The organism is Dyadobacter sp. AC419, assembly GCF_979253085.1.
In genome coordinates this window covers 536079-559478 of the sequence record NZ_CEEDCD010000019.1, presented here as the reverse complement: position 1 = coordinate 559478, position 23400 = coordinate 536079, and the positions used below count along the sequence as shown (strand labels likewise).

At 46.8% G+C, this 23400-nt stretch carries 27 protein-coding genes and 1 pseudogene; 15 read left to right on the top strand and 13 right to left on the bottom strand.

Annotation, left to right across the window (positions count from 1 at the left end; all coding sequences use genetic code 11):
* Positions 1-4 precede the first annotated feature (4 nt).
* From AC0IYG_RS15930 to AC0IYG_RS15920, 3 genes are all read right to left on the bottom strand, one after another.
* Complete coding sequence (locus AC0IYG_RS15930) at positions 5-2269, bottom strand: heavy metal translocating P-type ATPase (RefSeq protein ID WP_471712075.1); 2265 nt, start codon at positions 2267-2269, stop codon at positions 5-7.
* A 103-nt stretch (positions 2270-2372) separates the two neighbouring features.
* Positions 2373-3389 carry a carboxylesterase family protein gene (locus AC0IYG_RS15925; RefSeq protein ID WP_471712074.1) on the bottom strand — a complete coding sequence of 339 codons (1017 nt, stop codon included), beginning with the start codon at positions 3387-3389 and terminating at the stop codon, positions 2373-2375.
* On the bottom strand, positions 3361-3948 hold the full coding sequence (locus tag AC0IYG_RS15920) for a carboxylesterase family protein (RefSeq protein ID WP_471712073.1): 588 nt from the start codon (positions 3946-3948) through the stop codon (positions 3361-3363). The genes AC0IYG_RS15925 and AC0IYG_RS15920 overlap by 29 nt, the downstream gene beginning before the upstream one ends.
* Before the next feature lie 201 nt (positions 3949-4149).
* On the opposite strand from AC0IYG_RS15920, the gene AC0IYG_RS15915 reads away from it, so the two are divergent.
* A complete protein-coding gene (locus AC0IYG_RS15915) occupies positions 4150-5436 on the top strand; it encodes a hypothetical protein (protein WP_471712072.1) in 1287 nt (428 codons plus the stop codon).
* Between the two features lie 506 nt (positions 5437-5942).
* Here AC0IYG_RS15915 and AC0IYG_RS15910 read toward each other — a convergent pair.
* Complete coding sequence (locus AC0IYG_RS15910; protein ID WP_471712071.1) at positions 5943-6590, bottom strand: sugar phosphate isomerase/epimerase family protein; 648 nt, start codon at positions 6588-6590, stop codon at positions 5943-5945.
* A gap of 16 nt (positions 6591-6606) precedes the next feature.
* Positions 6607-6825 (bottom strand): hypothetical protein, encoded by a 219-nt coding sequence (locus AC0IYG_RS15905; protein ID WP_471712070.1) that lies wholly within the window; start codon positions 6823-6825, stop codon positions 6607-6609.
* 103 nt (positions 6826-6928) lie between these two features.
* Here AC0IYG_RS15905 and AC0IYG_RS15900 point away from each other — a divergent pair, with 103 nt between their 5' ends.
* From AC0IYG_RS15900 to AC0IYG_RS15865, 8 genes and pseudogenes are all read left to right on the top strand, one after another.
* Positions 6929-7930 carry an NAD(P)H-dependent flavin oxidoreductase gene (locus AC0IYG_RS15900; RefSeq protein WP_471712068.1) on the top strand — a complete coding sequence of 334 codons (1002 nt, stop codon included), beginning with the start codon at positions 6929-6931 and terminating at the stop codon, positions 7928-7930.
* A gap of 218 nt (positions 7931-8148) precedes the next feature.
* Entirely contained in the window at positions 8149-8520 is a 372-nt protein-coding gene (locus tag AC0IYG_RS15895; protein ID WP_471712067.1) for a hypothetical protein, read from the top strand.
* A gap of 150 nt (positions 8521-8670) precedes the next feature.
* A pseudogene (locus AC0IYG_RS15890) lies at positions 8671-8949 on the top strand (HPP family protein); the annotation flags it as partial.
* A gap of 94 nt (positions 8950-9043) precedes the next feature.
* Positions 9044-9154 (top strand): hypothetical protein, encoded by a 111-nt coding sequence (locus tag AC0IYG_RS15885; protein ID WP_471712320.1) that lies wholly within the window; start codon positions 9044-9046, stop codon positions 9152-9154.
* 208 nt (positions 9155-9362) lie between these two features.
* Positions 9363-10025 (top strand): tetratricopeptide repeat protein, encoded by a 663-nt coding sequence (locus AC0IYG_RS15880; RefSeq protein WP_471712065.1) that lies wholly within the window; start codon positions 9363-9365, stop codon positions 10023-10025.
* On the top strand, positions 9955-10491 hold the full coding sequence (locus AC0IYG_RS15875) for a tetratricopeptide repeat protein (protein ID WP_471712063.1): 537 nt from the start codon (positions 9955-9957) through the stop codon (positions 10489-10491). The genes AC0IYG_RS15880 and AC0IYG_RS15875 overlap by 71 nt, the downstream gene beginning before the upstream one ends.
* Positions 10466-11140, top strand: a complete 675-nt coding sequence (locus tag AC0IYG_RS15870; RefSeq protein ID WP_471712062.1) for a helix-turn-helix transcriptional regulator — start codon at positions 10466-10468, stop codon at positions 11138-11140. The genes AC0IYG_RS15875 and AC0IYG_RS15870 overlap by 26 nt, the downstream gene beginning before the upstream one ends.
* A gap of 118 nt (positions 11141-11258) precedes the next feature.
* The gene (locus AC0IYG_RS15865) at positions 11259-11672 is read left to right on the top strand and encodes a globin domain-containing protein (protein WP_471712060.1); all 414 of its coding nucleotides are present in this window, start codon (positions 11259-11261) and stop codon (positions 11670-11672) included.
* A 60-nt stretch (positions 11673-11732) separates the two neighbouring features.
* On the opposite strand, the gene AC0IYG_RS15860 is transcribed toward AC0IYG_RS15865, so the two are convergent.
* Positions 11733-12005, bottom strand: a complete 273-nt coding sequence (locus tag AC0IYG_RS15860; protein ID WP_471712059.1) for a YgaP family membrane protein — start codon at positions 12003-12005, stop codon at positions 11733-11735.
* A gap of 175 nt (positions 12006-12180) precedes the next feature.
* Here AC0IYG_RS15860 and AC0IYG_RS15855 point away from each other — a divergent pair, with 175 nt between their 5' ends.
* From AC0IYG_RS15855 to AC0IYG_RS15840, 4 genes are read left to right on the top strand one after another with little or no spacing between them, the layout of a single operon-like run.
* Entirely contained in the window at positions 12181-12504 is a 324-nt protein-coding gene (locus tag AC0IYG_RS15855; protein ID WP_471712058.1) for an ArsR/SmtB family transcription factor, read from the top strand.
* Between the two features lie 6 nt (positions 12505-12510).
* A complete protein-coding gene (locus AC0IYG_RS15850; protein ID WP_471712057.1) occupies positions 12511-12978 on the top strand; it encodes an SRPBCC domain-containing protein in 468 nt (155 codons plus the stop codon).
* Positions 12979-12985: 7 nt separating this feature from the next.
* Positions 12986-13393, top strand: coding sequence for a DoxX family protein (locus AC0IYG_RS15845; protein ID WP_471712055.1), 408 nt, complete (start codon positions 12986-12988; stop codon positions 13391-13393).
* A 44-nt stretch (positions 13394-13437) separates the two neighbouring features.
* Positions 13438-14004 carry a DUF4256 domain-containing protein gene (locus tag AC0IYG_RS15840; RefSeq protein WP_471712054.1) on the top strand — a complete coding sequence of 189 codons (567 nt, stop codon included), beginning with the start codon at positions 13438-13440 and terminating at the stop codon, positions 14002-14004.
* Here the strand turns inward: AC0IYG_RS15840 and AC0IYG_RS15835 are convergent.
* The gene (locus AC0IYG_RS15835; RefSeq protein ID WP_471712053.1) at positions 13993-14670 is read right to left on the bottom strand and encodes an NAD-dependent epimerase/dehydratase family protein; all 678 of its coding nucleotides are present in this window, start codon (positions 14668-14670) and stop codon (positions 13993-13995) included. The genes AC0IYG_RS15840 and AC0IYG_RS15835 overlap by 12 nt on opposite strands.
* 91 nt (positions 14671-14761) lie before the next feature.
* On the opposite strand from AC0IYG_RS15835, the gene AC0IYG_RS15830 reads away from it, so the two are divergent.
* Positions 14762-15340, top strand: a complete 579-nt coding sequence (locus AC0IYG_RS15830; protein WP_471712051.1) for a YdeI/OmpD-associated family protein — start codon at positions 14762-14764, stop codon at positions 15338-15340.
* On the opposite strand, the gene AC0IYG_RS15825 is transcribed toward AC0IYG_RS15830, so the two are convergent.
* Positions 15337-16266: a bestrophin family protein gene (locus tag AC0IYG_RS15825; RefSeq protein WP_471712050.1), complete on the bottom strand. Its 930-nt coding sequence runs from the start codon at positions 16264-16266 to the stop codon at positions 15337-15339. The two genes, AC0IYG_RS15830 and AC0IYG_RS15825, sit on opposite strands and share 4 nt — an antisense overlap.
* Before the next feature lie 170 nt (positions 16267-16436).
* The gene (locus tag AC0IYG_RS15820) at positions 16437-17675 is read right to left on the bottom strand and encodes a PQQ-dependent sugar dehydrogenase (protein ID WP_471712049.1); all 1239 of its coding nucleotides are present in this window, start codon (positions 17673-17675) and stop codon (positions 16437-16439) included.
* A gap of 118 nt (positions 17676-17793) precedes the next feature.
* Between AC0IYG_RS15820 and AC0IYG_RS15815 the strand changes: the two genes are divergently transcribed.
* Complete coding sequence (locus AC0IYG_RS15815) at positions 17794-19392, top strand: FAD-dependent oxidoreductase (protein ID WP_471712047.1); 1599 nt, start codon at positions 17794-17796, stop codon at positions 19390-19392.
* Between the two features lie 20 nt (positions 19393-19412).
* Here the strand turns inward: AC0IYG_RS15815 and AC0IYG_RS15810 are convergent, their stop codons facing one another.
* The 4 genes from AC0IYG_RS15810 to AC0IYG_RS15795 all read right to left on the bottom strand — a co-directional run bounded on the left by AC0IYG_RS15810 (position 19413) and on the right by AC0IYG_RS15795 (position 23357).
* A complete protein-coding gene (locus AC0IYG_RS15810; protein ID WP_471712046.1) occupies positions 19413-20333 on the bottom strand; it encodes a glycosyltransferase family 9 protein in 921 nt (306 codons plus the stop codon).
* 151 nt (positions 20334-20484) lie between these two features.
* Positions 20485-21066 (bottom strand): D-glycero-alpha-D-manno-heptose-1,7-bisphosphate 7-phosphatase, encoded by a 582-nt coding sequence (locus AC0IYG_RS15805; protein ID WP_471712045.1) that lies wholly within the window; start codon positions 21064-21066, stop codon positions 20485-20487.
* Positions 21053-22378 (bottom strand): glycosyltransferase family 4 protein, encoded by a 1326-nt coding sequence (locus tag AC0IYG_RS15800; protein WP_471712043.1) that lies wholly within the window; start codon positions 22376-22378, stop codon positions 21053-21055. Before AC0IYG_RS15800 ends, AC0IYG_RS15805 begins: the two co-directional genes overlap by 14 nt.
* Positions 22350-23357, bottom strand: coding sequence for a glycosyltransferase (locus AC0IYG_RS15795; RefSeq protein WP_471712041.1), 1008 nt, complete (start codon positions 23355-23357; stop codon positions 22350-22352). Before AC0IYG_RS15795 ends, AC0IYG_RS15800 begins: the two co-directional genes overlap by 29 nt.
* Positions 23358-23400: the final 43 nt, after the last annotated feature.

Genomic DNA, 23400 nt, shown 5'->3' with positions numbered 1-23400 from the left:
GAAATTACAATTTCATCGCTTTTAATCGCAGACTATTGCTCACCACTGAAACCGAGCTCAATGCCATCGCCGCGCCCGCCAGCATTGGATCCAGCAAAAATCCATTGACCGCATAAAGCACACCGGCTGCAACCGGAATTCCAATCAGGTTGTAAATAAATGCCCAAAACAGGTTCTGCCGGATCGTTTTGACCGTTTTTGCAGACAGTTTAAGCGCTTTCGGAATCACATTCAGGTCAGACGTGATCAATGTCATTTTAGCAACGTCCATAGCAATATCCGAACCTCTTCCCATGGCAATGCTTACATCCGCCTGCGCCAATGCATGGCTGTCGTTGATTCCGTCCCCAACCATTGCCACCACTTTCCCCTCACGCTGCAATGTTTGAATAAAATCCGCTTTCTCCGACGGCATCACCTCGGCCTTATAATGTTTCAAACCCACCTGATTGGCCACTGCCGCGGCAGTTTGGCTGTTGTCTCCTGTTAGCATATACACTTCAATGCCCATATGCTGCAAGGTTTCGATGGCCTGGCGAGAAGTTGCTTTCACCTGATCGGCGATGGCGATCACTGCTAAAATTTGTTTCTCATCGGCAAAGTAAATGACCGTTTGCGCTTCATTTTGCCACTTTTCAGCCAATGTTCCAAGTTCACCTTGAATGTTGAGGTTGCGGGATGACATTAGCTTTTTATTGCCGACATAATAAGTCATGCCGTTGCTCACAGCCTGCACACCCTGGCCGGTGATGCTATCAAATGATTGCAATGCAGCAGCCACATGATCCTTTCTCAAATAGTCGACAACAGCGTCAGCCAGTGGGTGTTCGGAACGTGACTCAATCGCAAGTAGAATGCTTTCCAGCAGATTTTGATCGGAATTTTGATCTGCCCAATGAACATTCGCTACCGTCGGTTTTCCCTGTGTTATGGTGCCTGTTTTGTCTAAAATAATGGCGTTAACCTTGTGTGCAAGTTCCAGACTTTCAGCATCTTTTATCAAAATATTGTTCTCCGCACCTTTTCCCACACCAACCATAATGGCCGTAGGCGTAGCGAGTCCCAATGCGCACGGACAAGCGATAACGAGCACGGTTACAGACGTTAGCAAGGCGTGTGTAAAAGCATTTTCTCCGCCAAAAATCATCCACGCAACAAACGTTACCAAAGCGATCACAATCACGACCGGAACGAAAATACCGGCGATTTTATCCACCAGCTTTTGCACCGGCGCCTTACTGCCCTGCGCCTGCTGCACCATTTTGATAATCTGCGCCAGCACCGTATCGCCGCCCACTTTCTGTGCCTTAAACCGAAAGCTTCCCTTTTGATTGATCGTTCCGGCAAACACCTTTTGTCCCTCTGATTTCTCGACCGGAACGGGTTCGCCACTGATCATACTTTCGTCTACAAATGATGTCCCTTCGGTCGTTACGCCGTCTACGGGGATTTTATCGCCTGGTTTTACAAGAATCACATCACCAACCACAACTTCCGAGACGGGAATCACTTCTTCATTGCCTTGCCGGATCACGGTCACCGTCTTCGGCTGCAATCCCATCAGTTTTTTGATCGCCGACGACGTGTTTGACTTCGCTTTTTCTTCCAAAAGTTTACCCAATGAAATAAACGCAATCACAACCGCCGCCGCCTCAAAATACACATGCGCATGCAAGCCGCGTGCATGCCAGAAAGCCGGATTAATGGTATTGAAAGTGCTGAAAAGAAATGCTATGCCGGTGCTCAGCGCAACGAGCGTGTCCATGTTGGCCCTGCCGTGACGCGCCTGTTTGAAGGCATTGATAAAGAAGCTTTTACCTAAAACAAAAACCACAGGTGCAGCCAGCGCCATCATAATCCAGTTCCCGTAAGGCAGCGCATGCGCCGATCCTTCCATGAAAAACATGCCTATGATAACAATCGGTGCGGACAAGATCGATGCCCATAATGTTCTCTTTTTTAGCTCGTTGTAATGATTTTCCTGTGCCTCGGCCTGCACTTGCCCCGGATCTTCCGCATCCACAACCAGGTCATAACCAATTGAGCGGACGCTGTTTTGGAGCTCTGATGGCGAAACGGAGCTGTCGAAATCAGCCCAGGCCGTCTGATTGGCGTAATTCACGCCCGCATCATGCACGCCTTCCATTGATTTAAGCATGCTTTCCACACTCACTGCACATGCCGCGCAACTCATGCCCAGCACGGGAAAAGTTTGTTTTATATGTTCGGTTTTTGAACCGCTCTTCTTACCTGAAATCGTTGTTTCCATAACTCTGTAATTTTATACAAAGTTAGTTCAGCGCCGTTCCGGAAGCCTTACACAATTAATTTATCGCGTTGCATAATTTTTGCCAGCTGCTGTTTTCAGCGCATTATTTAACCGTTGCAGCGATTTCCATCAAAGCCGTATCGTGGTGATTTCGGACTTCGCACACGGAATCCAATATCATTACAGCACCATTTTCTGTCGTGTAAGCTGGCCAATGCGGGAGATTTTCATGATTGGGATTCCCAGTCGCCGCAAATTGCACCCAGGCTTTGCTCACGGATGATGCAAGCTGATAAGCATCCGCACTCCCGCCGTTCATGGCCTCGCAACGGGCAATGTTGTCGAATACAAATGCCAGATCCATATTGTGCACCGCGCGCAGCGACTTGTCCAGCATAGGCGACTGCCAGGTAAACAAATAAGTGTAAACCGCGGCTCTTGACAGTGATTTTTGATCGGCATGTGCAATAACAAATGGCCTGAACAGCAAATCAAGTGAAACCAAATCAGCAGGATCGGTGCATTCCGGATAGGCTTTTTGTAACTCGGCGATGAAGGCGGGCGCATTTCCTGCAAACTTTTCCTGCAACATGGTCTGCGCTTCCTGCAATGTTATTTTCCGCAAATCAATCTCGAACGGCACAAACTCATTTTTGACCGAACCCACCAGCAGTGGAATGTCGGCAGTAAGTGCTTGTGATGCCGGTTCATGCGGTTGATTGGTAAAATAAATGCCGTCCAGCACCACATTCCATTCCAGGCCCAGCCTTGGCGCTTCGTCAGGTGCGAGCGTTGCCTGCACTTTTTCCAAGGCATTTACGCCAGCTTGGGCAAGCTGCTCATAAGGCATTGTTTGCAAAACACCGATCTGATCAGCGCTTAAACTGAGCTCGTCTAAAAGCGCAGCTGTGATTTTTTGGGAAAGACTTTTTTCTGTAAAATGATTAAGATAACTCCCGCTCTGCACAATGGCCTTATGAAAAAGCCCCTTAGCCGCTGGCAAATTCATCAGACAAATCACCTTCGCGCCCCCACCCGATTGACCGAAGATCGTGACATTATCCGGATCGCCGCCGAAATTCGCAATGTTGTCACGCACCCATTTTAATGCAGCAACCATGTCCTTTAAACCTCAAATTAACCGAATGTTCATACGCATCGCCCCAGCCGGAAAGGTCCAAAAATCCCAGCACATTGAGTCGATGATTAAGGCTAACGACAACAACATTGCCGTTGCGAGCAAGATTTTCGCCATCCAATGAAGGAAACTCAATCGCCGAACCGCCAGCCAAGCCTCCGCCATGCAGCCAGACCATCACCGGTTTTTTAGCCGAATGATTGATTTCATTGCTCCAAATGTTCAGGTTAAGGCAATTTTCGTCCACATTGTAACCGCGGTTAGGCTGAAAAGCAAATTCCAGTTCATCCGTAAACACAGGCGCCTGGGTCGTAGGACAAGTGGCGCCATAAGCCTTGCAGCTGCGGACACCTTCCCATGCAGCAGGTTTTTCGGCAGAAAAAAAACGCTTTGCATCGCCATATGGAATGCCTTTAAATGTAAACACGCCCTGACGGATGTAGCCGCCTACTTTTCCGTAACTGGTTTGTACAACAGCCGAAGCAGCATCGGCCACAATGACCGGATCATTTTGAGAATTCGCACCAGGATACGCACGCATAGCAACATTAGGGAAAGCACAGGAATGAATGGTCTTGATATGCATCAAAACTAGAACTTGTCAAATACAATTTTGCTGTGTAAAGAAGACAATTTAAAGGGCAGTTTACGCCATTCGTGAACACAAAGTTTGACGGGAAAAAGCCATTGAACCAATAGATTTGTCGGATCAGCGCCTTGTGTTGATACAATTCAAACAGCCATGTCAAATAATTCCGAAACCGATCTCATTAAGGCTTGTCTTCAAAAGATCGAAGTCATGCTTTCCTGGGGCAGCAGCGCAGATTGGTCCAATTACGACTTTGAGAAATTGAGTGAAGCGATTTTCGAGAAAACAAAAGTCCGGCTCAGCGTCACCACGTTGAAACGCGTTTGGGGAAGAATCAAATACGACCACGCGCCGAACATTGCGACGCTTAACACCATTGCGCAATTTGCCGGTTACAACGACTGGCGGGATTTTGCCAAACAAAACAGCAGCCCGGTTATTAAGCAAGCCGTGCCTCCCTTAATCGAAGCAGATGCGCAGAAAAAACCTGCCAAAGAAAACAAGACCAACATTTCATGGACCGTTGCGGGCGTTTTTTTGCTGATCATTGCCGGTTATTTTATTTATCAAAAAGTCCTCGGTTCCGGAACAGCCGATCCGGCACATTTTGCTTTCAAGGCCGACAAAGTCCTGACCGAAGGCGTGCCTAATTCGGTTGTCTTCACATACGACGCCTCAAAGGCAAAAACCGATTCCGTTTACATTGTGCAAACCTGGGACATCACGCGTAAAACGCTGGTTTCCAAGACACAGACAAAGCATTCTGCAATCTATTATCATCCCGGCTATTTCAATGCACGGCTTATCGTCGACGGACAAGTTGTCAAGAGGCACGTCGTTCAGATCGCAACGGACGGCTGGCTCGGGCTTGTTGAAATGGATGAAAAACCGTTTTATTTCGACAAAAAAGACATTACTATGTCAGACGGAATCCGGATTGATGAAGCATTATTGAAAGCCAATAATTTTGAGCTAAAACCAGTTGCACCCAAGATCCGGTTTTTCAATCAGCGCGATATGGGCACATTGATGAACGACAATTTTGACTTCGAAACGACCTTGCGTAATGATTATAAAGAAGGCAACAACACTTGTCAGTCCGTAGAAGTGCTGATCCAATGCAAAGACGACATTATCTTCGTTCCGCTCGCGAATCCGGCGTGCATAGGCGATGTGAAAATGTATGCAGCCGGAAAAATGTTTGATAGCAAATTCGCAGACCTCTCCGGCTTCGGCGCCAACCTGAGCCAATGGACAAAGTTGCGCGTCACGTGCCGGGACAAGCAAATGCAGATTTTCGTCAATGGCAAAAAGGCATTAGATTTCACTTTCCCCAACGCCCCCGCCGGCATCGTCGGCCTCCAATATCGCTTCAACGGCATCGCCGAAGTGAGAGACACGTGGTTTAAGGATCGTGATAAGCGTGTGATTAAGATGTAGTTTTCGGCGGATACGTAAATCCCGGAGGGATAAAATATTGGTAGGAACAAGAGCGGTTTATAAAACGCAAATCTTAGCGGGATAAAAGATTGGTAGAAACAAAAAATCATTCACAACAATGAAAAATCCCGGAGGGATGTAATATCGGTAGGAACAACAGCGGTTCATAAAACGCAAATCCCAGAGGGATAAAATATTGGTAGAAATAACAAACGTTCATAACAACGTAAATCCCGGAGGGATGTAACGATGTGCACCACGTTACATCCCTCCGGGATTTACTTTTTATGCGGATCTATGTGGGCTACCGAGATTGCATCCCTCTGGGATTTACGGCTTATGCGTCGCCTTTTTGGCTACCGAGATTGCATCCCTCCGGGATTTACGGCTTATGCGTCGCCTTTTGGGCTACCGAGATTGCATCCCTCCGGGATTGGCCTTCTGCCAATAATCTGCCTTTAACATTTACATTGCTTTCCTCCGCACCGGATCGCAAACCCTCACCCCTAAACACTCTTAATCATCCGATCAAAAACGGCGCGTTGCTCTTTCATGGATTTTATTTTGTCTTCGGGATTGGTGTGACATTCGAGTAGAACCCAGCCTTTGTAATCCATTTTGCCGAGATTACTGAGGAGCTCCGTGTATGGATAATCGGTTCGGTCGAGCTCGCGGACGTGGACGGTGTCGCCAAACCATTTTTTGACCAAATCAAAATTGTGCTGAAACCCTTCTCCAATCAGATCTTCTTTGTTACAATTCCAGCAAATCTTCGCGTTCGGGTGATTTGCGAAGTCCATAATCTGTTTGATATTAGGCAGTTCCTGCGTTTTCTCGCCATGCACTTCCAGTCTGATTTGCTGACCAAAATCCTTGGCATAAGCAGCCAGTTCGTGCAATGCCATTCCAATTTGTTCCAATGTTTTCTCAACGGGAACGTCTGCATGGAGTCCGTTTGGCTTTACTTTCACGCCTGAACCGCCAACATCGGCACTTAACCGGATGAATTCTTTGGTGCGTTCGATGGAAGATTTCAGTTTGGCCTGATCAGGATAATCATATTGCTGATTCGTGCCAAGCCCGATCAATTCGACCGGACTGTCTGCAAATCGCTTTTTGACTTCAATGCGCTCAGCCTTAGTCAATTCGGGCATCACGTTGTGCGCGTGTTCAACCCTTAATTCGACACCGTTGATTTTGGTATCCGTGCAGTTTTTGATCAATGTCGGCAAGTCCCCAATCTTTCACCCATAAATAAGTCACAAATCCGAGCTTGAAATTAGCCTTATTCCGAAACGGATCGCCCGCAGCTGCTTGTCCGTAAACGATCGACGCGCCTGCCAGCAAGGATAAATCTTTTAAAAATGTCTTTCTATCCATATATTTCATGGGATCTGATGATTGGTTGACATGGGCTAAAAGAAGGCGGCGGGAAATATCTACGCAGTTGGCATGTTACCGAGCGTTTAATAAGGAAATAAGCATTGAAAAAATGAAAAATAAGACAAGAATTACATCGCTTCTGGGGATTGAATATCCGATTGTGCAAGGGCCAATGGGCGGTGGCTTTTCCACGCCTGAGCTTGTTGCGGCTGTGTCTAATGCAGGCGGACTGGGCAGTTTCGGGGCTTATACTTTGACTCCGGAGCAGATTCTGGCGGTCGATAAAGAAATTAAGGCCAGAACAAATCGGCCTTATAATTTAAATCTGTGGGTTTCTGACGTGGATGACAGCCTGGAAAATTATCCTACGGAGAAACTTGAAGCGGTAAAACAGCTTTTCAAACCCTATTTCGATGCGCTGAGCATTCCGCTTCCTGAACTGGATTCGAACATTCCTTCAAAATTCCTGAAACAAGTTGACGCGATTTTCGAAGCGCGGCCTGCTGTTTTCAGCTTCATATTTGGCATCCCATCCAAAGAAATATTGGACGAAGCACGCAGGCTGGGCATAAAAACAGTCGGTGCGGCAACGACGCTCGATGAAGGCCTGGCATTGGAGGAAGCCGGGGTTGATGCCATTGTCGCATCCGGATTCGAATCGGGTGGACACCGGCCTTCGTTCTTGAAACCTGCCGAGCAATCGCTGACGGGCACATTTGCGCTGGTTCAACAGTTGAAAGCCAAAATAAAAACACCATTGATCGCAGCCGGCGGAATCATGGATGGCAAGGGCATCAGAGCAGCGCTGACACTCGGCGCAGATGCTGCTCAGCTCGGAACTGCGTTTCTGGTTACCGACGAATCCAACGCAACACCGCCACACCGGGCAATGCTGCTGTCCGAAGAGGCGAGATATTCGGTTCTTTCCAAATCGATGACGGGCAGAATGGGACGAATGATCAGCAACCGGATATCGGACGAAATTAGCTTTGAAACAGAAGTCCTGCCATTTCCATTACAATCCCGCTTCATCAGGACCGATCCGGGAAGCCGCACTGGCACAGGGAAGAACGGATCTCAGCATATTCTGGTCGGGACAGAATGCGGTTAATTTAAAAGCAGGAACGGCTGGTGATTTGATGCAATCGCTGATAGATGAAGCATTTAGCGAATCGAGAATTTGATCCGGTCGCGGAGTAAGTCCGCCGTTTGCTATTTCAATTAAAAATATAACATTGCGCCTCACAAGAATGTGAATGGAATTTCTAATTTTACGCAATGCGGTTGACCCCGCAGTTAGTCATGTAAAACAATCTAATCCTTTCAAAAATGAAAATGAAGTACTTTTTCCTTGCGATTTTCGCAATCAGCATGTTTGCCGTGCAAGCGCGTGGCATCATGACGGCAAATGACCTGGCAGGAACCTGGAAATACACCGTTTCCAATGTGCCGCCGGAATATGAAACCGGCACGATGACTTTTGAACAAAAAGACGATAAATGGTCCGGATCGCTGGGCTCAACCGACAGAATGGAAATGAAGGAACTGGTTGTGGGTCAGGGAAAAGTTACATTCAAACTTGACTTCCAAGGCGGTTTGCTGAATGTTACATTGGCTCAGGACGGCGACTCGCTGAAAGGAACAATCGTTTCACAAGACGGCGAATTTCCGATCACGGCAGTGAAGGAAGCGACAAAATAAGCAAGATAAAAAGTTAGCATTCAGGGCGCTGGCCGGAGCACAAACTTCGGCGAGCGCTTTTTTATGAGTTGAGATGAAACAGATTATCTTTGCAGCTTTAACAAAAATAGTTGCCTTACATTGAGAAAAAGATTGCGAAAACATGCCCGTATGGCGCGGTATGTCATATATAAAGAGACCTTAATTGATTTTAATGATCATTTCTGGACCTTTGTCGGCTCGTTTCTGGGCATCGCACTGATCGGTTATATCAACAGTTCGCAGTTCACACAATCCGATAATGTGTTTTTGATCGGATCATTCGGCGCATCGTCAGTCCTGATTTATGGCATTATTAATAGTCCGCTTGCGCAGCCCCGCAACCTCATCGGCGGGCACTTGATCTGCGCGCTCGTCGGCGTAACGGTTCACAAATTATTTCCCGGCGAAATCTGGCTGGCGTCCGCACTCGCGGTTTCGCTCTCGATCGTAGCAATGCAAATGAGCCAAAACGCTCCACCCGCCAGGCGGCGCTACGGCGCTCATTGCGAACATTGGCTCCGAAAAAATCACTTCCCTGGGTTACATTTACGTGTTGAGCCCATGTCTTAAGCGGCGTTCTTATTTTGTTGCTCGTTGCTTTGGTTGTCAATAATCGGGCATCGCACCGCCATTATCCTAAAAATAAAAACTGGTATAAAATCTGGCAACGGCGATATCGCTGACCGTTGACTGACATTAATCTGCGATGCGATTTACAGGTCTTCCTTATTGCACTTTTATGACTATTCTAAGTTAACGGTAAGCATTAAGGTTTTCGAATGCTATAATTTTGACGCGCTAAACTACTCACAGCCCGTCCAATGAAACTAAGCAGCATTGCATTCCTCTCATTCCTCACAACATCCCTTTTTGCCCAATCCCCCAAAATTGACAGTCTCGAAAATGTGCTCCGAAGTGCGTCCGAAGACACTTTGAAAGTAAACCTGATGGTGGATATCGGCATCGAATATTGGTCGACTGACCCAGCCAAGACGCTGACTTACAATGAAAAAGCGCTGAGTTTGGCAAAGAAAATCAATTACGAAAGAGGTGAAGCGAAAAGTTATCAGGGAATTGGGATTTATTATTGGCAAAAAAATGATTATCCCAAATCAAAAGCCTTTTACGAGCAGAGCAAGAATCTATACAAAAAACTCGGCGATCAGATTGGTTATGGCAGGGCGCTGAGCAACATAGGGATGATATACGGCGAGCAGGGAAATTATGATCTGGCGCTGGACAATTATCAGCAATCCCTGGCGATATTCGAGGGACTGGACGATAAAAAAAGAATGGCCAGCAACATTAACAGCATTGGCAACATTTATAAAAATCAAAAGAATTTCGAAGAAGCCCTGAAATCATACAATGCGGCAAAGGCAATATGGGAGGCGGCTGGAGAATCAAAAATCGGTGGCCGGATCGCTGATCAACATCGCCAGCATTTACACAAAGCAAAAGAAATTCGATATCGCAATCCTTAATGCCGATAAAGCGCTTGCACTTTTTGAAAGTTTCAAGGATAGCAATGGCCAAATCATTTGTCTGAATAATCTGGGCGAAATATACATTCAAAAGCAAGATTATAACGAGGCAAAAATACGCTACAAACATTCACTGGCCATTAACGAACAGTTTCAGAGCAAGCGGCTCATGGTGACTTCGTATAACGGATTGGGTCAGGTTCACACCCAGCTGCACGCGACTAGCGACGCGATTGCAAGTTTTGAAAAAGCAAAAGCACTTGCGCTCGAAACGGGCATCCGGCCAGCATTGCAGCAATCATACCAGGGTTTGGCCACGGCTTACGGCGACCGCAGAGACTTTACAAATGCATATCATTTCCAGCAACTTGCCAGCACGCTGAAAGATTCTCTTTTCAATGCTGAGAATTCGAGCAAGATCACGAACCTGCTCGTGCATTATGAAAGCGAAAAGAAAACAGCATGAGATTCAATTACTTCAAAACGAAAAAGACCTGGGCTATGCGCACAGAAATATGCTTGCGGTGGCGTTGGTTTGCGGACTAGTTGTTCTGGCGCTTGCATTTAACCGCCAGCGTTTGAAGGTGCGGTCGGACCGGGAAGTGCATACGGCGCAACAGGCACTTGCGAAAATTGAGCTGCTCAGCAGGCAGGAGAAAGAGCAGCAGTTGATGAGCGAGCTGGAATTTCGAAATAAGGCGCTTACGACGCACACATTGAACCTGATACAAAAAAACAGCATTCTCGAAGACATCCGCCAGACGATTTCAATGGCCTTAAAATCACGCACGGCCGATGCGCATTCGCCTCTTTTCAGCCGCCTCATCAATCTCATCGATTATAGTTTTAACCTTGACAAGGACTGGGATGAGTTTAAACTGTATTTCGAAGGCGTGCACAAGGATTTCTTTACCAACTTGAAGAAAAAATATCCCGACCTGAGCAGCGGCGAGCTCCGACTTTCGGCATTAATCCGCCTTAATCTGAATTTAAAGGAGTCTGCGACATTGCTGAACATTGCACCCGACAGCGTAAAAACCGCCCGGCACCGTCTCCGCAAGAAACTCAACTTGCCCGAAGACAGTAACCTCACCGATTACCTGATGACAATTTAAATCCGCATTTCGAGATCTAATTTTGGCACGTTACCTTTTGTATACCTTCAAAAATAGGATGCGCGCTTGCAGACCGATAAGTTTGGCGATGTAAATCTTCACTGTCACATCATCAGCCATGAACAATCGCGACATGCTTATCATTAAAAATTCCTGGAGTCAGGTCATTGCGCGGCCTGACAATCCGGGAGCTGTTTTCTACGAACGACTTTTTGAGTCGGCGCCCTATTTAATGCCTATGTTCAAATCGGACATGGAAAGTCAGCAGACCAAGTTCAGCGCAATGATCACTTATATGGTGATGCATCTGCAAACGATGGACGACATTCAAAGTGAAATCAATGCGATGGGAAAGCGGCATGTGCACTATGGCGTCCAACCCGAACATTACGCGCTGGTAGGAAAAGCGCTGATCGGCACATTACAAAGCATTTTGGCCGAAGCCTGGGATGACGAAACTGCCGATGCCTGGACAAAATTATACGAATTCTGGGCTTCTTCTATGATGCAGGCCGTAGCAGAACCACAATAAAAAAAGGGATTGAAAGTGAGTTTTAAGCTCATTTCAATCCCTTTTATTAGTTAAAATATTTTAGGCAAGTGCATCAACAAAGCTATTCCGGCCTATCGCCTTATTAACAGGGCAAAAACCAGTTGTTGCCCTCGATATCAGCATCCCACCCACGATGGAAAGGCCTTTACCCAGCATTGTTTCTTTTCTTTTCAAGCCATATAATGTAAGCACAAGACCAGCCAGACCGGAAATGATCCGCTCTGTATTGGCTACGTTCTGATTCTCAATCACCGTTTCCGTAGCGCCCTGCACTGTGTCCTTAATTTTGTCAATAGTCGGTTCGATATTCATCTTGTAAGATTTTTAGTGGTTGTAAATTTAGATTGGCCTTTCAATAATCGTACCAATTCGGTTTTACTGCTTAATCATCCTTCCAGAGCATTTCAATAGAAAATGAATAAAACACTTGCGTAGCTAAATGACTACACATATATTTGTAGCCACTTAACTACGCATTAGAGGAGATATGAATTTACGACGGGATGTGTTTCAGGCGATTGCGGATCCTACGCGGAGGGCAATCCTGCTGCTCGTGGCTTCGCAGGCGATGACGGCGGGTGCGATTGCGGCAAATTTTGATACGGCACGGCCGACTGTTTCCAAGCATCTGGCCATATTAACGGAGTGTGAACTGCTTGGGCAACAGCAGAATGGCCGTGAGATTTACTATCATATCAATGCAAAAAAGATGAAGGAGGTCGCGGATTTCATTGAGCCGTTCCGCAATATGTGGGATGACCGGTTTAACAAATTGGAGGAGATCATGAAGAATTACAAACCCGAAAAATAATGTCTTATGGAAAGAAAAACCAAAGTTGATGCCGAAGACGGCAAGCAGGATTTATTGATCACAAGAGAATTTGACCTGCCCCTGGAATTGCTATTCAAAGCCTATGTCGACCCGGAAATTTTCGCTCAGTGGATGGGGACGAAAGTGCTGAAACTGGAAACCAAAAAGCATGGCACTTACCAATTTGAAACGTCGGACGCGCAGGGAAATGTCGTTTTTAAAGCGAATGGCGTGTTTCCCGAGTTCATCCACAATCAGCGGATTACCCGGACTTTCGAAATGGAAAATACGCCTTTTCCGATCCAGCTTGAATTTCTGGACTTTGAAAAAATAACGGACGACAAAAGCAAACTGACCATGCAGATCATCTACAAATCAGTGGAAGACCGTGACAAAATGCTGCAAATGCCTTTTGCACAAGGCCTTAACATGGCGCATAACCGCATTCAGGAAATAGTGGGCAAACTCAAATAAGACGATCATGACAAAGCGCAACAAAATCATTTATTGGTTTACAACCCTCTGGCTCGCACTCGGAATGGCATCGACGGGCATTGTACAGCTGATCAAAATGGACGAAGAACTCGCCATGATGACGCGATTAGGTTACCCGGCTTACTTCCTCACCATCCTCGGCGTCTGGAAAATCCTCGGCGTCATCGTTATACTTGTTCCAAAGTTTCCTTTACTCAAAGAATGGACTTATGCAGGCTTTTTCTTCGCAATGTCAGGTGCAATTTTCTCGCATATGGCAGTGCAGGATAGCGCCAAAGAACTTTTCGGACCGTCGCTGCTGCTTGTCCTGACCATTGTTTCCTGGTATTTCAGACCGGCTTCTCGCAGGCTTACGACTCAAATGACGCTTGAAAAACAATATCAAAGTGCATAACCCAATTTGCTAAAAACCGTCCTTTACATTAAAAACCAAACCCTATGAGCAACACTAAAAAGACATTATCGCCGCAGCAAAGTGAAGAACTGCTTAAAACATTGCAAACACGATTTGAAAAAAATATGAACCGGCATAAGGGCCTGGAATGGGCCAAAGTGCAAGCCAAACTAGAAGCCAATCCGGAAAAGTTGTGGACGCTTGACGAAATGGAAGTGACTGGCGGTGAACCCGATGTGGTTGGTTACGACGAAAAAGCAGATGCATTTATCTTTTTCGATTGTGCCGCAGAAAGCCCGAAAGAACGGAGAAGTTTTTGCTACGACCACCAGGCATTGGAATCCAGAAAAGCCAATAAACCGGAAAACAGCGCGGTGAATAAGGCGGCAGAAATGGGCATCGAACTCCTGTCAGAGGATGAGTATCAGCATTTGCAGCAGCTCGGAAACTTTGATCTGAAAACGTCAAGCTGGCTGAAAACACCTGCGGAGATCAGAAAAGTGGGCGGCGCTATTTTCGGGGATCGCCGTTTCGGCAGGGTGTTCATTTACCACAATGGTGCAGAGTCTTATTATGCGGCAAGAGGTTTTCGCGGATCATTAAGGGTTTAAATTCGCCATCATTTCTTCCCATTCATAGATTTTCAATTTCGCCGCTCGTTTTTTCGCAGCGGCAATCATTGCCTTCGCGATGTCTTTTCCCTCAATGCCTCTGAACTTTTTGAGCCCGCCTATTAACAGCGGATTGACCATTGAAAAAATACTGATAAAGGTTTTTTCGAGTGGCCGGCTTTCTTTGCGGCTGCCCATGATCATTGACGGGCGAAAGATATGTGTATGCGGAAAATCAAGCGCGATAATGTCCCGTTCCGTTTCGCCTTTTGTCCGGACGTAGAAAATGCTCGAATTGGCGTCTGGCCCCACGGCTGAAACCAGAAAGACTGAATTCGCGCCAGCTTCTCTGGCCATCTTCGCCGCAAGCACCGGATAATCATGATCGACCTGATAATAGATCTTCTGATCCGGTGTGTTTTTTTTCGTCGTGCCAAGTGCAATGAAAATCTCATCCGCGACGATTTCATTTTGCAGGCCTGGTAACGACTGATAATCGCCGATCAGCATTTTGAGTTTTGGATGAACCACTGGCAAGCTTTTCCTGACCACAATGGTAACCAATTTGTAATCAGGATGATTTAATAAACCTTCCAGCAAATAAGAACCGACGAACCCGCTGGCTCCAAATAAAATTGCTTTCTTCTTTCCCGGTTGAGCACTCATAAAATTGTCGTTAGATCCTTTAATTTAACAAAACTCCTGACATAAGGCTGTCACACGCTGCTTTTATCTTTGGTTTATAAATTCAAACAAGATGGAAACGAAAAACGATATCAAGGCCTTTTACGCACCGACGCGGACGGAGTGGCGCAACTGGCTGGCGCAAAACGGGGAAACGGAAAAGGCCGTGTGGGTGATCCTGCACCACAAATCCAGCAAAACGCCCAGCATTAACTACGCAGAATCGGTTGAAGAAGCATTGTGCTTCGGGTGGATCGATTCGAAATCAGTCAAACGGGATGAGACAAGCAGTTATCAAATGTTCACGCCCAGAAAAGTGAATGGCAAATGGAGCGGTCTCAACAAAGAACGCGTCGCCAGACTGACCGCAGCCGGATTGATGACAGCAGCCGGACAGAAACTCATCGATCTTGCCAAAGCAACCGGAACCTGGGACGCATTAAATGATGCTGAAAACTCCGTTATACCAGCCGATTTGAAAGAATTGTTTGACAAAAACGAAACAGCATTTAAGAATTTCCTGGCATTTCCGCAGTCCGCCCGGCGGCTGATGCTCACGTGGATTTCAGATGCAAAAAGACCGGAAACACGCCAGCAACGCATCAACCAGACCGTTGAAAAAGCAGCGGAAAATTTACGCGCGAAAGTTTAAAACAAAACACCGACATATGGTGGCAGGCGATCGGGAACCGCTTCATCGCCAAGCATATCCATGATATCAATTTCAATGTTGCGGACAATCGTGCCCGTTGGAACATCATTTAAAAGGCCTTCAAACGGATTTTCGCTAATGTCGCCCACATACTCCATGAACATGAACACCCAGGAGACAATCATGTTGAATGGAATAAGCAATAACATATATTTTTCGCCCAGCTCGACAAATTGTTGTAGCAATCCAAATGGCAGAAGCGTCATAAAAACAAAAATAAACAGGTTTGAAGTGGTCGCATACTGACGCGGAAACGGCGTGTTTTTGATCCTTTCGCTTTTGCCCTGCTCATCATAAAGGTTGGAAATCAGTTCCTGCAAAGCCACCTGCTGAAAAGAGTCCACCCTACCAGACTCCCGCAGCCGCCGCAAATGCTGTGACTGAATATCCAGGATTTGCGTTGACATATTCTTCTTCGTTTTAAGCGCAGCAAACTCACTTGCGGAAAGGTTTTTCACAATCTCCTGTTCACAAGGGTTTTGCGATCTGTGCAATGCCATGCGCTGGCGTTCACTCGCCCTGTCCTTATGCTCCCAGCTGGTTCGTTGCTCCATCGCATTTTTCAATGCATAAAGCCAGGCAACGTGCCGGTGCAGCATAATCCGCACTTCATTATCCATTTCGCCGTCTTCGGTGAAACCCCGTAATGCTGCGGCAAATGCGCGGCTGTAATTCGTGATTGCGCCCCAGACTTTTCGCGCTTCCCAGCTGCGGTCGTAGGATTGATTGTTTTTAAAACCAACAAAGAAAGCGGTCGCTGTACCCACCAGCGAAACAGGCAACCAGGGAATTGCAACCCAGGTCCAATCCAGATAACTGTAAACAAAAATGGCGATTGACCCTGTTGCAATAGAAAACAGGATCATTCGCCATGAATAATAATAAACGATGACTGGGGACAAGTAGCGATTTACGTACATATCAGAACGGCTATTGGATAGAAGTGAAGCCGTTAAAATAATATTTTTTTAAGCCAATTCCCTAATCACCGTCTACTTTGGAATGTAACCGATTTGCGATCAACAGGTTAACCTAGTCATTGATAAGAAACCCTGTAAACTACGCCATTTGTATCGTCCGTGAATAGCAGCGAACCGTCCTTATGCATGGCTATGCCCACAAGGCGACCGAAATGTGCACGGTTGTTATTGACGATAAATCCGGTTACAAAGTCGTCGAAGCGAACGGGTTTTCCGTTTTCAAAATGCATTCTGACAATCTTATAACCCACCGGCGAACTCCTGTTCCAGGAACCGCGCATGGCTACGAACGCATCATTTTTATATTCTTGCGGAAACATGGAAGCCGTATAAAACGCCATGCTCATCGGCGCTGAATGTGCCTGATAAGTAAGCGCGGGCAATGTTGTTTTTTGCAGATATTGCTGATAAGTCGTGTCACCCTGCGGCCTGTCGCTCGGGTTGTATTTCCCTTCGCCATAGATGTAAGGCCAGCCATAATCTGCATTCTGCTTGATCTGGTTCACTTCTTCTTTCTGCTCGTCGTCGCCCAGCCAGTCAATGCCGTGGTCCATTCCCCAAAGCTCGCTGGTTTCGGGATGCCAGCCAAAGCCGATCGTGTTACGCAGTCCTTTTGCAAAAATCTTGCGATTGGATCCGTCTTCCTCAGCACGTAAAACGGTCGCATTCTCAGGGTTAGGCTCAGGACATGAGTTACATGTGCTGCCAACTGTGAGATACATTTTTTTATCCGGGCCAAATGCTATGGTGCGATTAGGATGCTGTCCGCCGTCCGGCAAATCGTTGATCAGCATTCTTGGCTGGCCTAATGTTCCGTCGCCGTTAATGTCTGCTTCGTAAACTTCCTTCACGGCCACCATATACAATTTGTTATTATAAATGTGCAGGCCGTGCACCTGCTTAATGGTCGCAACTGTCTTCTTATCTTCTGCAACGCCGTCGTTATTGGCATCCGTCAGCATGACAACAATGCCTGCCTCACGATCCGAAGCGTAGACATTTCCGTTGCTGTTAACGGCCAGAATCCTTGGTTTTCCAACGCCTTCCGCGAACTTGTTCACTTTGAAACCGGCGGGCACTTTCAGTTGGGCAACATTTGCATCATTCGCCGGCTGCAATGCGGGATAAAAAACATATCCTTCAATTTCTGCCTGCGTCGGTTCTTCATCTGTCTCGGGAATTAGCGTATCCCAAAAATCGTCGTCATCATCTTTACAGGCCGTTATCAGCAGCGGTGACGCAATCAGAAATGCCACCATTAAAGCAGCATTCGAAAGGGAGTGGATTTTTTTCATAAGCAATGATTGGATTTCTGGAATGTTGATGATTTGGTAAACGCCGCGATGTATACAAATCCTGTTCCAGCATTTGGTATGATTTTATACTTCGAAAGGCCAAAGAAAATACTTCATCATGGAAAACATCACAAGCGAGAATACCACAAACGCACAAGCAAGCGACAACGCCACGCACCTTAACCGCGATGGCGAAAACAAAAGCATCTGGCAGCTAAATGCGAAAAGAGGTGCTGAAAACGGCACTTTTAACGCAGACACCGTTTATGACGCAGTTATAGTCGGAGCCGGAATTACAGGCGTAACCACGGCTATGCTGCTGCAACGCGCTGGAAAGAATTGCGTAATTGTTGAAGCGCATAATCCGGGATTCGGAACCACAGGCGGCACCACAGCGCACATTAATACATTTTCCGACACCACTTATGCGGAAGTTGAGAAAGACTTCGGCCAGGAAGGTGCCCAGCAGTTTGCCGACTCGATCGGGGAAGCGGTGAACCAGATCAATGAGTTCGTCAGGACTTATAACATTGACTGCGACTTTGAATGGAAAAACGGTTATGTATATGCTCAAACCGATCAGGAAGCTAAGGATTTGCAGGATTTATACGAGAGCGCAAAACGCGTTGGCGTAAGCGTCGAGCTCACGGATCAGGCTCCCGCCCCGGTAAGCTATCAAAAAGCAGTTGTATTCGATAAACAGGCGCAATTTCATCCGCTAAAATACATTACGACGCTGCTTGCGGAATTTGTTAAACTGGGCGGAGCGGTCATTGAAAATACATTGATCGATAAAATTGATACGGAAAATGATTATCACATTGCCAGGTCAAAGGACAAAGCGATCAAAGGAAAAAGCGTGGTTTATGCCACCCACATTCCACCAGGCGGCGTTAATGTGCTGCATTTCAGAAATGCGCCTTACCGGAGTTATGTTGTTGCCGTCGAATTGACTGACGAAAAGGATTATCCGGACGCACTCATTTACGACATGCAGGATCCTTACCATTATTTCCGGACGCATGTGATTGATGGCAAAAAATATCTGATTTCGGGTGGACATGACCACAAGACAGGCCATGGCGATCCGGAGCAGTCATTTGCTGACTTAATTAATTATACAAAAGAATGCTACTCAGTGAAAAGCGTTTTGACCAAATGGTCGGCGCAATATTATGAACCTTCGGACGGCGTGCCTTATACGGGACAGATGCCGGGTGCTTCTGACGGCATTTATGTAGCAACAGGTTTCAGTGGAAACGGGATCATTCTGGGAACCGTGTCGGCCATCGTGCTTAGCGACATTATTGCTAACGGAAAAAGCATTTATCAGGATTTTTATAAACCAAGCCGCGTCAAACCGATTGCTGCTTTCATGGAAACGGTGAAGGAAAACGCGGATGTCGCCAAGCGTTTTATCACCGACCGTATTGGTCTCGAAGAAATTGAGTCCGTTACAGAAATTCCGCTCGGTACGGGTGAAGTGTTTGATTACAAAGACCAAAAAGTTGCGATTTATAAAGATCTGTCTGGCAATGTAAAAGCGCTGGATCCGGTTTGCACGCATACAGGCTGCATTGTGCAATGGAACAATTCTGAAAAAAGCTGGGATTGCCCCTGTCATGGAGGAAGGTTTGACTGCGACGGCAATGTGCTGACAGGGCCGCCACGGATTGCATTAAAACAAATCGACGTGTATGCGTCGGAAGCGAAATAAAACTTAAAACCCAGCAGTGCTTACTGCTGGGTTTCTTTTAATAAGTCTTTTACTTCTGCCAGAACCTGAGCTGGCCCGGGAAACGGAATGTCCTCTTTATAAAGCTTTTCTGAAACATATTGAATGATCCCGTTTTTGCTGCGAAGCGCATGTGGCACTGAATATTCAATGATCCTATGCTGCGATTTCCAAGGCGTATGCTGAGGATTAGTCTGTGCGTAAAGTACGACGACCGGGGTTTTCGTCGCCGCAGCAATGTGTATTGTGCCTGTATTGACTGAAACCACAGCTGTTGCGTGACTAATGAGGCAAATAAATTCACCTAACGAAACATGCCCCGCGGCAGCCACTGCGCCATTTCCAATGCCAAGGGCAATGCGCTCAGCCAATTCACGCTCCGTGGCAGAGCCCGTTACCAGCACAGGCATATTAAACTGCTCGATCAAATCTTTGCCCAACTGAACCCAATAGTCTGCCGGATATTGACGCTTTTCCTCCGAAACACCAGGGTGAAGGACCAGAAACTCCTTATCCAGAGTGATGCCCAGGTTGCTCATCGTTCGCTCGCAAGCATCTCTTTCCGCTGCGCTGCTTTTCAAATGAAACGCATCATCGATAATCTCAGCGCCCAAATGTGCAGCCAGCACGAGATCGCGCTCGACCTGATGGCGGATCAGCTGATAAGGTTCCGGATCCGGAATCCAGTGCGTTAAAAGTTCGTAAGGATTTTCACGCGCGTAAGCCACACGCACGGGAATTTCTGCCAGATATGCCAGCATAGCAGCCGGGAGCGAGCTCTGACTGTAAACCGTAAAAATAACGGCAGCATCAAAATTGCGGCCGCGGATCTCGTCAACAAGTGACAGCAGTTCCGAACTATAAGAACCCGTGCTCTGCACCCAGGGCAGATTGAAGATGATCGAATCGTCAATACAATTCAAATAAGGCGCAATAATGCCACCAGCTTTTGAAGTGAGTAAAGTAATTTTGCTGCCAAAAGAATCCCTCAGGGCCCGTATAGCAGGTGACGCCATGATGACATCGCCCATATTATCGGCCCGAATACATAATATATTTTTATAACCTGATTGCTCAAACATGTTGTAATTCACTTTTGGCAAGGACAAATTCAGCTGCGCTGAAAAAGTTGGACGCCGTAAAATCAGGTTCGCGGTGTGCGCCTTGCACCCATTCCGTTTCATTGCCGTTATCGATCAGGATTGTCTTGCAGCCCGCACGATTTCCAGCTTCTACATCATTCAGTATATCACCAACCATCCACGATTGTTTAAGGTCAATTTGTAAATCCGCCGTCGCCTGAAACAGCATTCCCGGCTCAGGTTTACGGCATTTGCACGCATTATCATCGCTGACCGGCGCATGCGGACAATAATAAAAGCCTGACAAAATCAGGCCTTCTTCTCTAAAACTTTCTTCAAAAAATCGGATAAGCCGGTCAAGATCACCCTGTGTGAATTTGCCCAGCGCTAATCCTTGCTGATTGGAGATAATGACCAGTTTATAACCATTCATCTGCAATCCTGCCAGGCCTTCAAATACACCTTCTTCAAAAACCACTTTTTCAGGATCAGCATTGTAAGGCACATCTTTGATCAATGTGCCGTCCTTGTCTAAAAAAACAGCTTTTGAGAGCTTCGGTTCAGGATATAGCATAAGTGATAGCGCTGGACCTGTAATTTTTCGGTGCATTTCTGCGCAATCCTTTTACATGCAGCAGATAAACGCGTCCGGCGTAAGTCTGTCCGGTCAAGCGGGCGTAAAGCTGATGCGCTTTTTTTGCTACAAAATCCCAGGTAAAGTTCTCATTCACGCGGCGCAATGCATTTTCACACAAGTCTTTATATTTTTCAGGGCACGAAATGCCTTCTTTCAATGCATTAGCAAGTGCTTCCGGGTTATGTGGCGGCACTAAAAAGCCCGTTTTTGCATGCTGAACTGTATATTTGATTCCACCCACGTTAGAGCCGATTACGGGCGTGCCGCATGCCATGGCTTCCAAAGGCGTAATGCCAAATGGTTCGTACCAGGGCGTCGAGATGAAAAAATCTGCGGCTTGGTAATAATGCCGGAGCTCCTGCCTGTTGCGCCTGCCCACAAACTCAACTGCCGTCGCAACGCCTTCTTTATCCGCAATTTCTTTTAATCGCCTTAATTCAGGATCATTGTCGAAGTCAGGTTTGTCCGTCGAACCGCCGACAACGAGCAGCTTGATTTTTGGAATATCTTTTAAATAGCGCATGGCACGGATCACATTGTCAATGCCTTTGCGCGGAACCACCCGCCCGAGTTGTAACAATATCAGTTCATCCTTTTGTAAGCCAAGCCGCCCACGGGCGCTCGCTTTTGAGGCAGGATAAAATTCATGTGAACTAAACCCGCAAGGAATAATGCTGATGCGGCTGGGATCTGCATGGTAATATTCGATCAGATCCTGCCTGTCCTGCGGACATTCAGCAATGATGTAATCGGCATCTTCCACGATCATTTGCTCAATATCAAGCCTGGCAGCGGGGAATGCGTCCTTCTCTTTCTGATGGATCATCCGTATTTTGCCCAAAGCATGAAAAGTGATGACATAAGGAATACCGAGGCGTTTTTTGATATTGGAAGCCACTAGTCCGGACATGAAAAAGTTGGCATGCACCAGGTCGTAATCCACATCATTACTGCGGATAAACCGGATCATACTTCTCGTAAATTCATCCATATAACCCAGTAACTTTTCTTTTGCAACTTCCCTGGCCGGGCCTGCGTCCACGTGGATTACACGAATGTTGGGCAGCCAGGAAACCACCTGCGGCAGTTCTTCATTATCCTTTCTGGTAAAAATGTCAATCACATAGCCCAGTTTAGCAAGTGACTTACAGATTTCGGCCACATATACATTCTGGCCTCCGCTGTCAACTCCACCCAAAACGGCCAATGGAGATGCGTGCTCACTGATAAATGCTATTTGCTTTTTCATGATCGTTGACGTTTAGTTCGATTGTTTCCCTGAAAATCGCCTCCCATTCATTGGTAAAGCGGTCGATGCTGAATTTGTCCAAAGCAAGCTGCTTCGCATTTTCACCTAACCGCTTCGCCAGATCGTGGTTTTCGATCAGCAGGTTCATATCGTCAATTAGTTTGTTGATGTTCGTATCGATGAAGCCCGACTCGCCATTTTTGATCACCGTCACATATTCAGTTGTCGCCATCGCAACCACCGGCATGCCCGTCATCATGGCCTCGCACACAGCCAGTCCAAAGCTGGTATAGCGAATGGGGTTAAAGAAGAAGCGGTAATGGCTGATAAATTCAGGAAGCTGCGGATTCAAAACCTCGCCTAACCCACCCGATTCGAGTGTTCCCATGCCCACAAGATCCAGCGGAACGTGTTTTCTGACCTCGTCAAAAACGTCCCAGCCCGTGATCCTGCCACGCTGCTGAATGTGGTTGATCACAACAATTCCTCTGGGAATATCACCTTGATAAGCCACTTTCGGAATGCACACACCGTGCTCAATCACACGCACATGCGGCAGTCCGTTATTATCCCACATGAGTTTATTAAAATGGGTCACATGCACCAGTGTCACTGCCGGGTCGGTCACAACGTGGCGCGTATTGGTAGGATGGATTTCAGGCGTGTTGTGCTCAACGTAAACTCTTGGCAGCAATTTTTGCCAGTCTGCAAGAACTTCGTGCTGGTCAATCAGAAAGTTGCGCTGGGACTGAAAAAGTATGCAATCGAATTGCATGTTGCGAACCTCTTCGGCCGGGACTTCAATTACATTCGGGCCGAAAGGAAACGTTGTTCCGCGGCCATAATAGCCTTCTGTTTTACTTTCCGTTGTCGGAATAAAAATGTCGTAGTTGCCTTGTGAAAGATAGTACAGGTAACTTCCGTGTATGTGCCAGGTAAATATTCTTAACCGTTTTTTCGTGTCGAACAGATCATTCATATGGTTGCTTGTTGCATGAATCAGAACGCGGCCTGTAAAAAAC

What these genes read in the sequence shown, in the direction of transcription:
- AC0IYG_RS15805 (WP_471712045.1), bottom strand. Translation starts at nt 21,066, where the DNA reads ATGCTATATCCTGAACCGAAGCTCTCAAAAGCTGTTTTTTTAGACAAG.
- AC0IYG_RS15830 (WP_471712051.1), top strand. Translation starts at nt 14,762, where the DNA reads ATGGAAACGAAAAACGATATCAAGGCCTTTTACGCACCGACGCGGACG.
- AC0IYG_RS15870 (WP_471712062.1), top strand. Translation starts at nt 10,466, where the DNA reads ATGAAAGCGAAAAGAAAACAGCATGAGATTCAATTACTTCAAAACGAA.
- AC0IYG_RS15930 (WP_471712075.1), bottom strand. Translation starts at nt 2,269, where the DNA reads ATGGAAACAACGATTTCAGGTAAGAAGAGCGGTTCAAAAACCGAACAT.
- AC0IYG_RS15840 (WP_471712054.1), top strand. Translation starts at nt 13,438, where the DNA reads ATGAGCAACACTAAAAAGACATTATCGCCGCAGCAAAGTGAAGAACTG.
- AC0IYG_RS15845 (WP_471712055.1), top strand. Translation starts at nt 12,986, where the DNA reads ATGACAAAGCGCAACAAAATCATTTATTGGTTTACAACCCTCTGGCTC.
- AC0IYG_RS15895 (WP_471712067.1), top strand. Translation starts at nt 8,149, where the DNA reads ATGAAAATGAAGTACTTTTTCCTTGCGATTTTCGCAATCAGCATGTTT.
- AC0IYG_RS15900 (WP_471712068.1), top strand. Translation starts at nt 6,929, where the DNA reads ATGAAAAATAAGACAAGAATTACATCGCTTCTGGGGATTGAATATCCG.
- AC0IYG_RS15815 (WP_471712047.1), top strand. Translation starts at nt 17,794, where the DNA reads ATGGAAAACATCACAAGCGAGAATACCACAAACGCACAAGCAAGCGAC.
- AC0IYG_RS15855 (WP_471712058.1), top strand. Translation starts at nt 12,181, where the DNA reads ATGAATTTACGACGGGATGTGTTTCAGGCGATTGCGGATCCTACGCGG.
- AC0IYG_RS15925 (WP_471712074.1), bottom strand. Translation starts at nt 3,389, where the DNA reads ATGGTTGCTGCATTAAAATGGGTGCGTGACAACATTGCGAATTTCGGC.
- AC0IYG_RS15880 (WP_471712065.1), top strand. Translation starts at nt 9,363, where the DNA reads ATGAAACTAAGCAGCATTGCATTCCTCTCATTCCTCACAACATCCCTT.
- AC0IYG_RS15825 (WP_471712050.1), bottom strand. Translation starts at nt 16,266, where the DNA reads ATGATCCTGTTTTCTATTGCAACAGGGTCAATCGCCATTTTTGTTTAC.
- AC0IYG_RS15910 (WP_471712071.1), bottom strand. Translation starts at nt 6,590, where the DNA reads ATGCCCGAATTGACTAAGGCTGAGCGCATTGAAGTCAAAAAGCGATTT.
- AC0IYG_RS15905 (WP_471712070.1), bottom strand. Translation starts at nt 6,825, where the DNA reads ATGAAATATATGGATAGAAAGACATTTTTAAAAGATTTATCCTTGCTG.
- AC0IYG_RS15850 (WP_471712057.1), top strand. Translation starts at nt 12,511, where the DNA reads ATGGAAAGAAAAACCAAAGTTGATGCCGAAGACGGCAAGCAGGATTTA.
- AC0IYG_RS15915 (WP_471712072.1), top strand. Translation starts at nt 4,150, where the DNA reads ATGTCAAATAATTCCGAAACCGATCTCATTAAGGCTTGTCTTCAAAAG.
- AC0IYG_RS15920 (WP_471712073.1), bottom strand. Translation starts at nt 3,948, where the DNA reads ATGCGTGCGTATCCTGGTGCGAATTCTCAAAATGATCCGGTCATTGTG.
- AC0IYG_RS15795 (WP_471712041.1), bottom strand. Translation starts at nt 23,357, where the DNA reads ATGAATGATCTGTTCGACACGAAAAAACGGTTAAGAATATTTACCTGG.
- AC0IYG_RS15860 (WP_471712059.1), bottom strand. Translation starts at nt 12,005, where the DNA reads ATGAATATCGAACCGACTATTGACAAAATTAAGGACACAGTGCAGGGC.
- AC0IYG_RS15865 (WP_471712060.1), top strand. Translation starts at nt 11,259, where the DNA reads ATGAACAATCGCGACATGCTTATCATTAAAAATTCCTGGAGTCAGGTC.
- AC0IYG_RS15800 (WP_471712043.1), bottom strand. Translation starts at nt 22,378, where the DNA reads ATGAAAAAGCAAATAGCATTTATCAGTGAGCACGCATCTCCATTGGCC.
- AC0IYG_RS15820 (WP_471712049.1), bottom strand. Translation starts at nt 17,675, where the DNA reads ATGAAAAAAATCCACTCCCTTTCGAATGCTGCTTTAATGGTGGCATTT.
- AC0IYG_RS15835 (WP_471712053.1), bottom strand. Translation starts at nt 14,670, where the DNA reads ATGAGTGCTCAACCGGGAAAGAAGAAAGCAATTTTATTTGGAGCCAGC.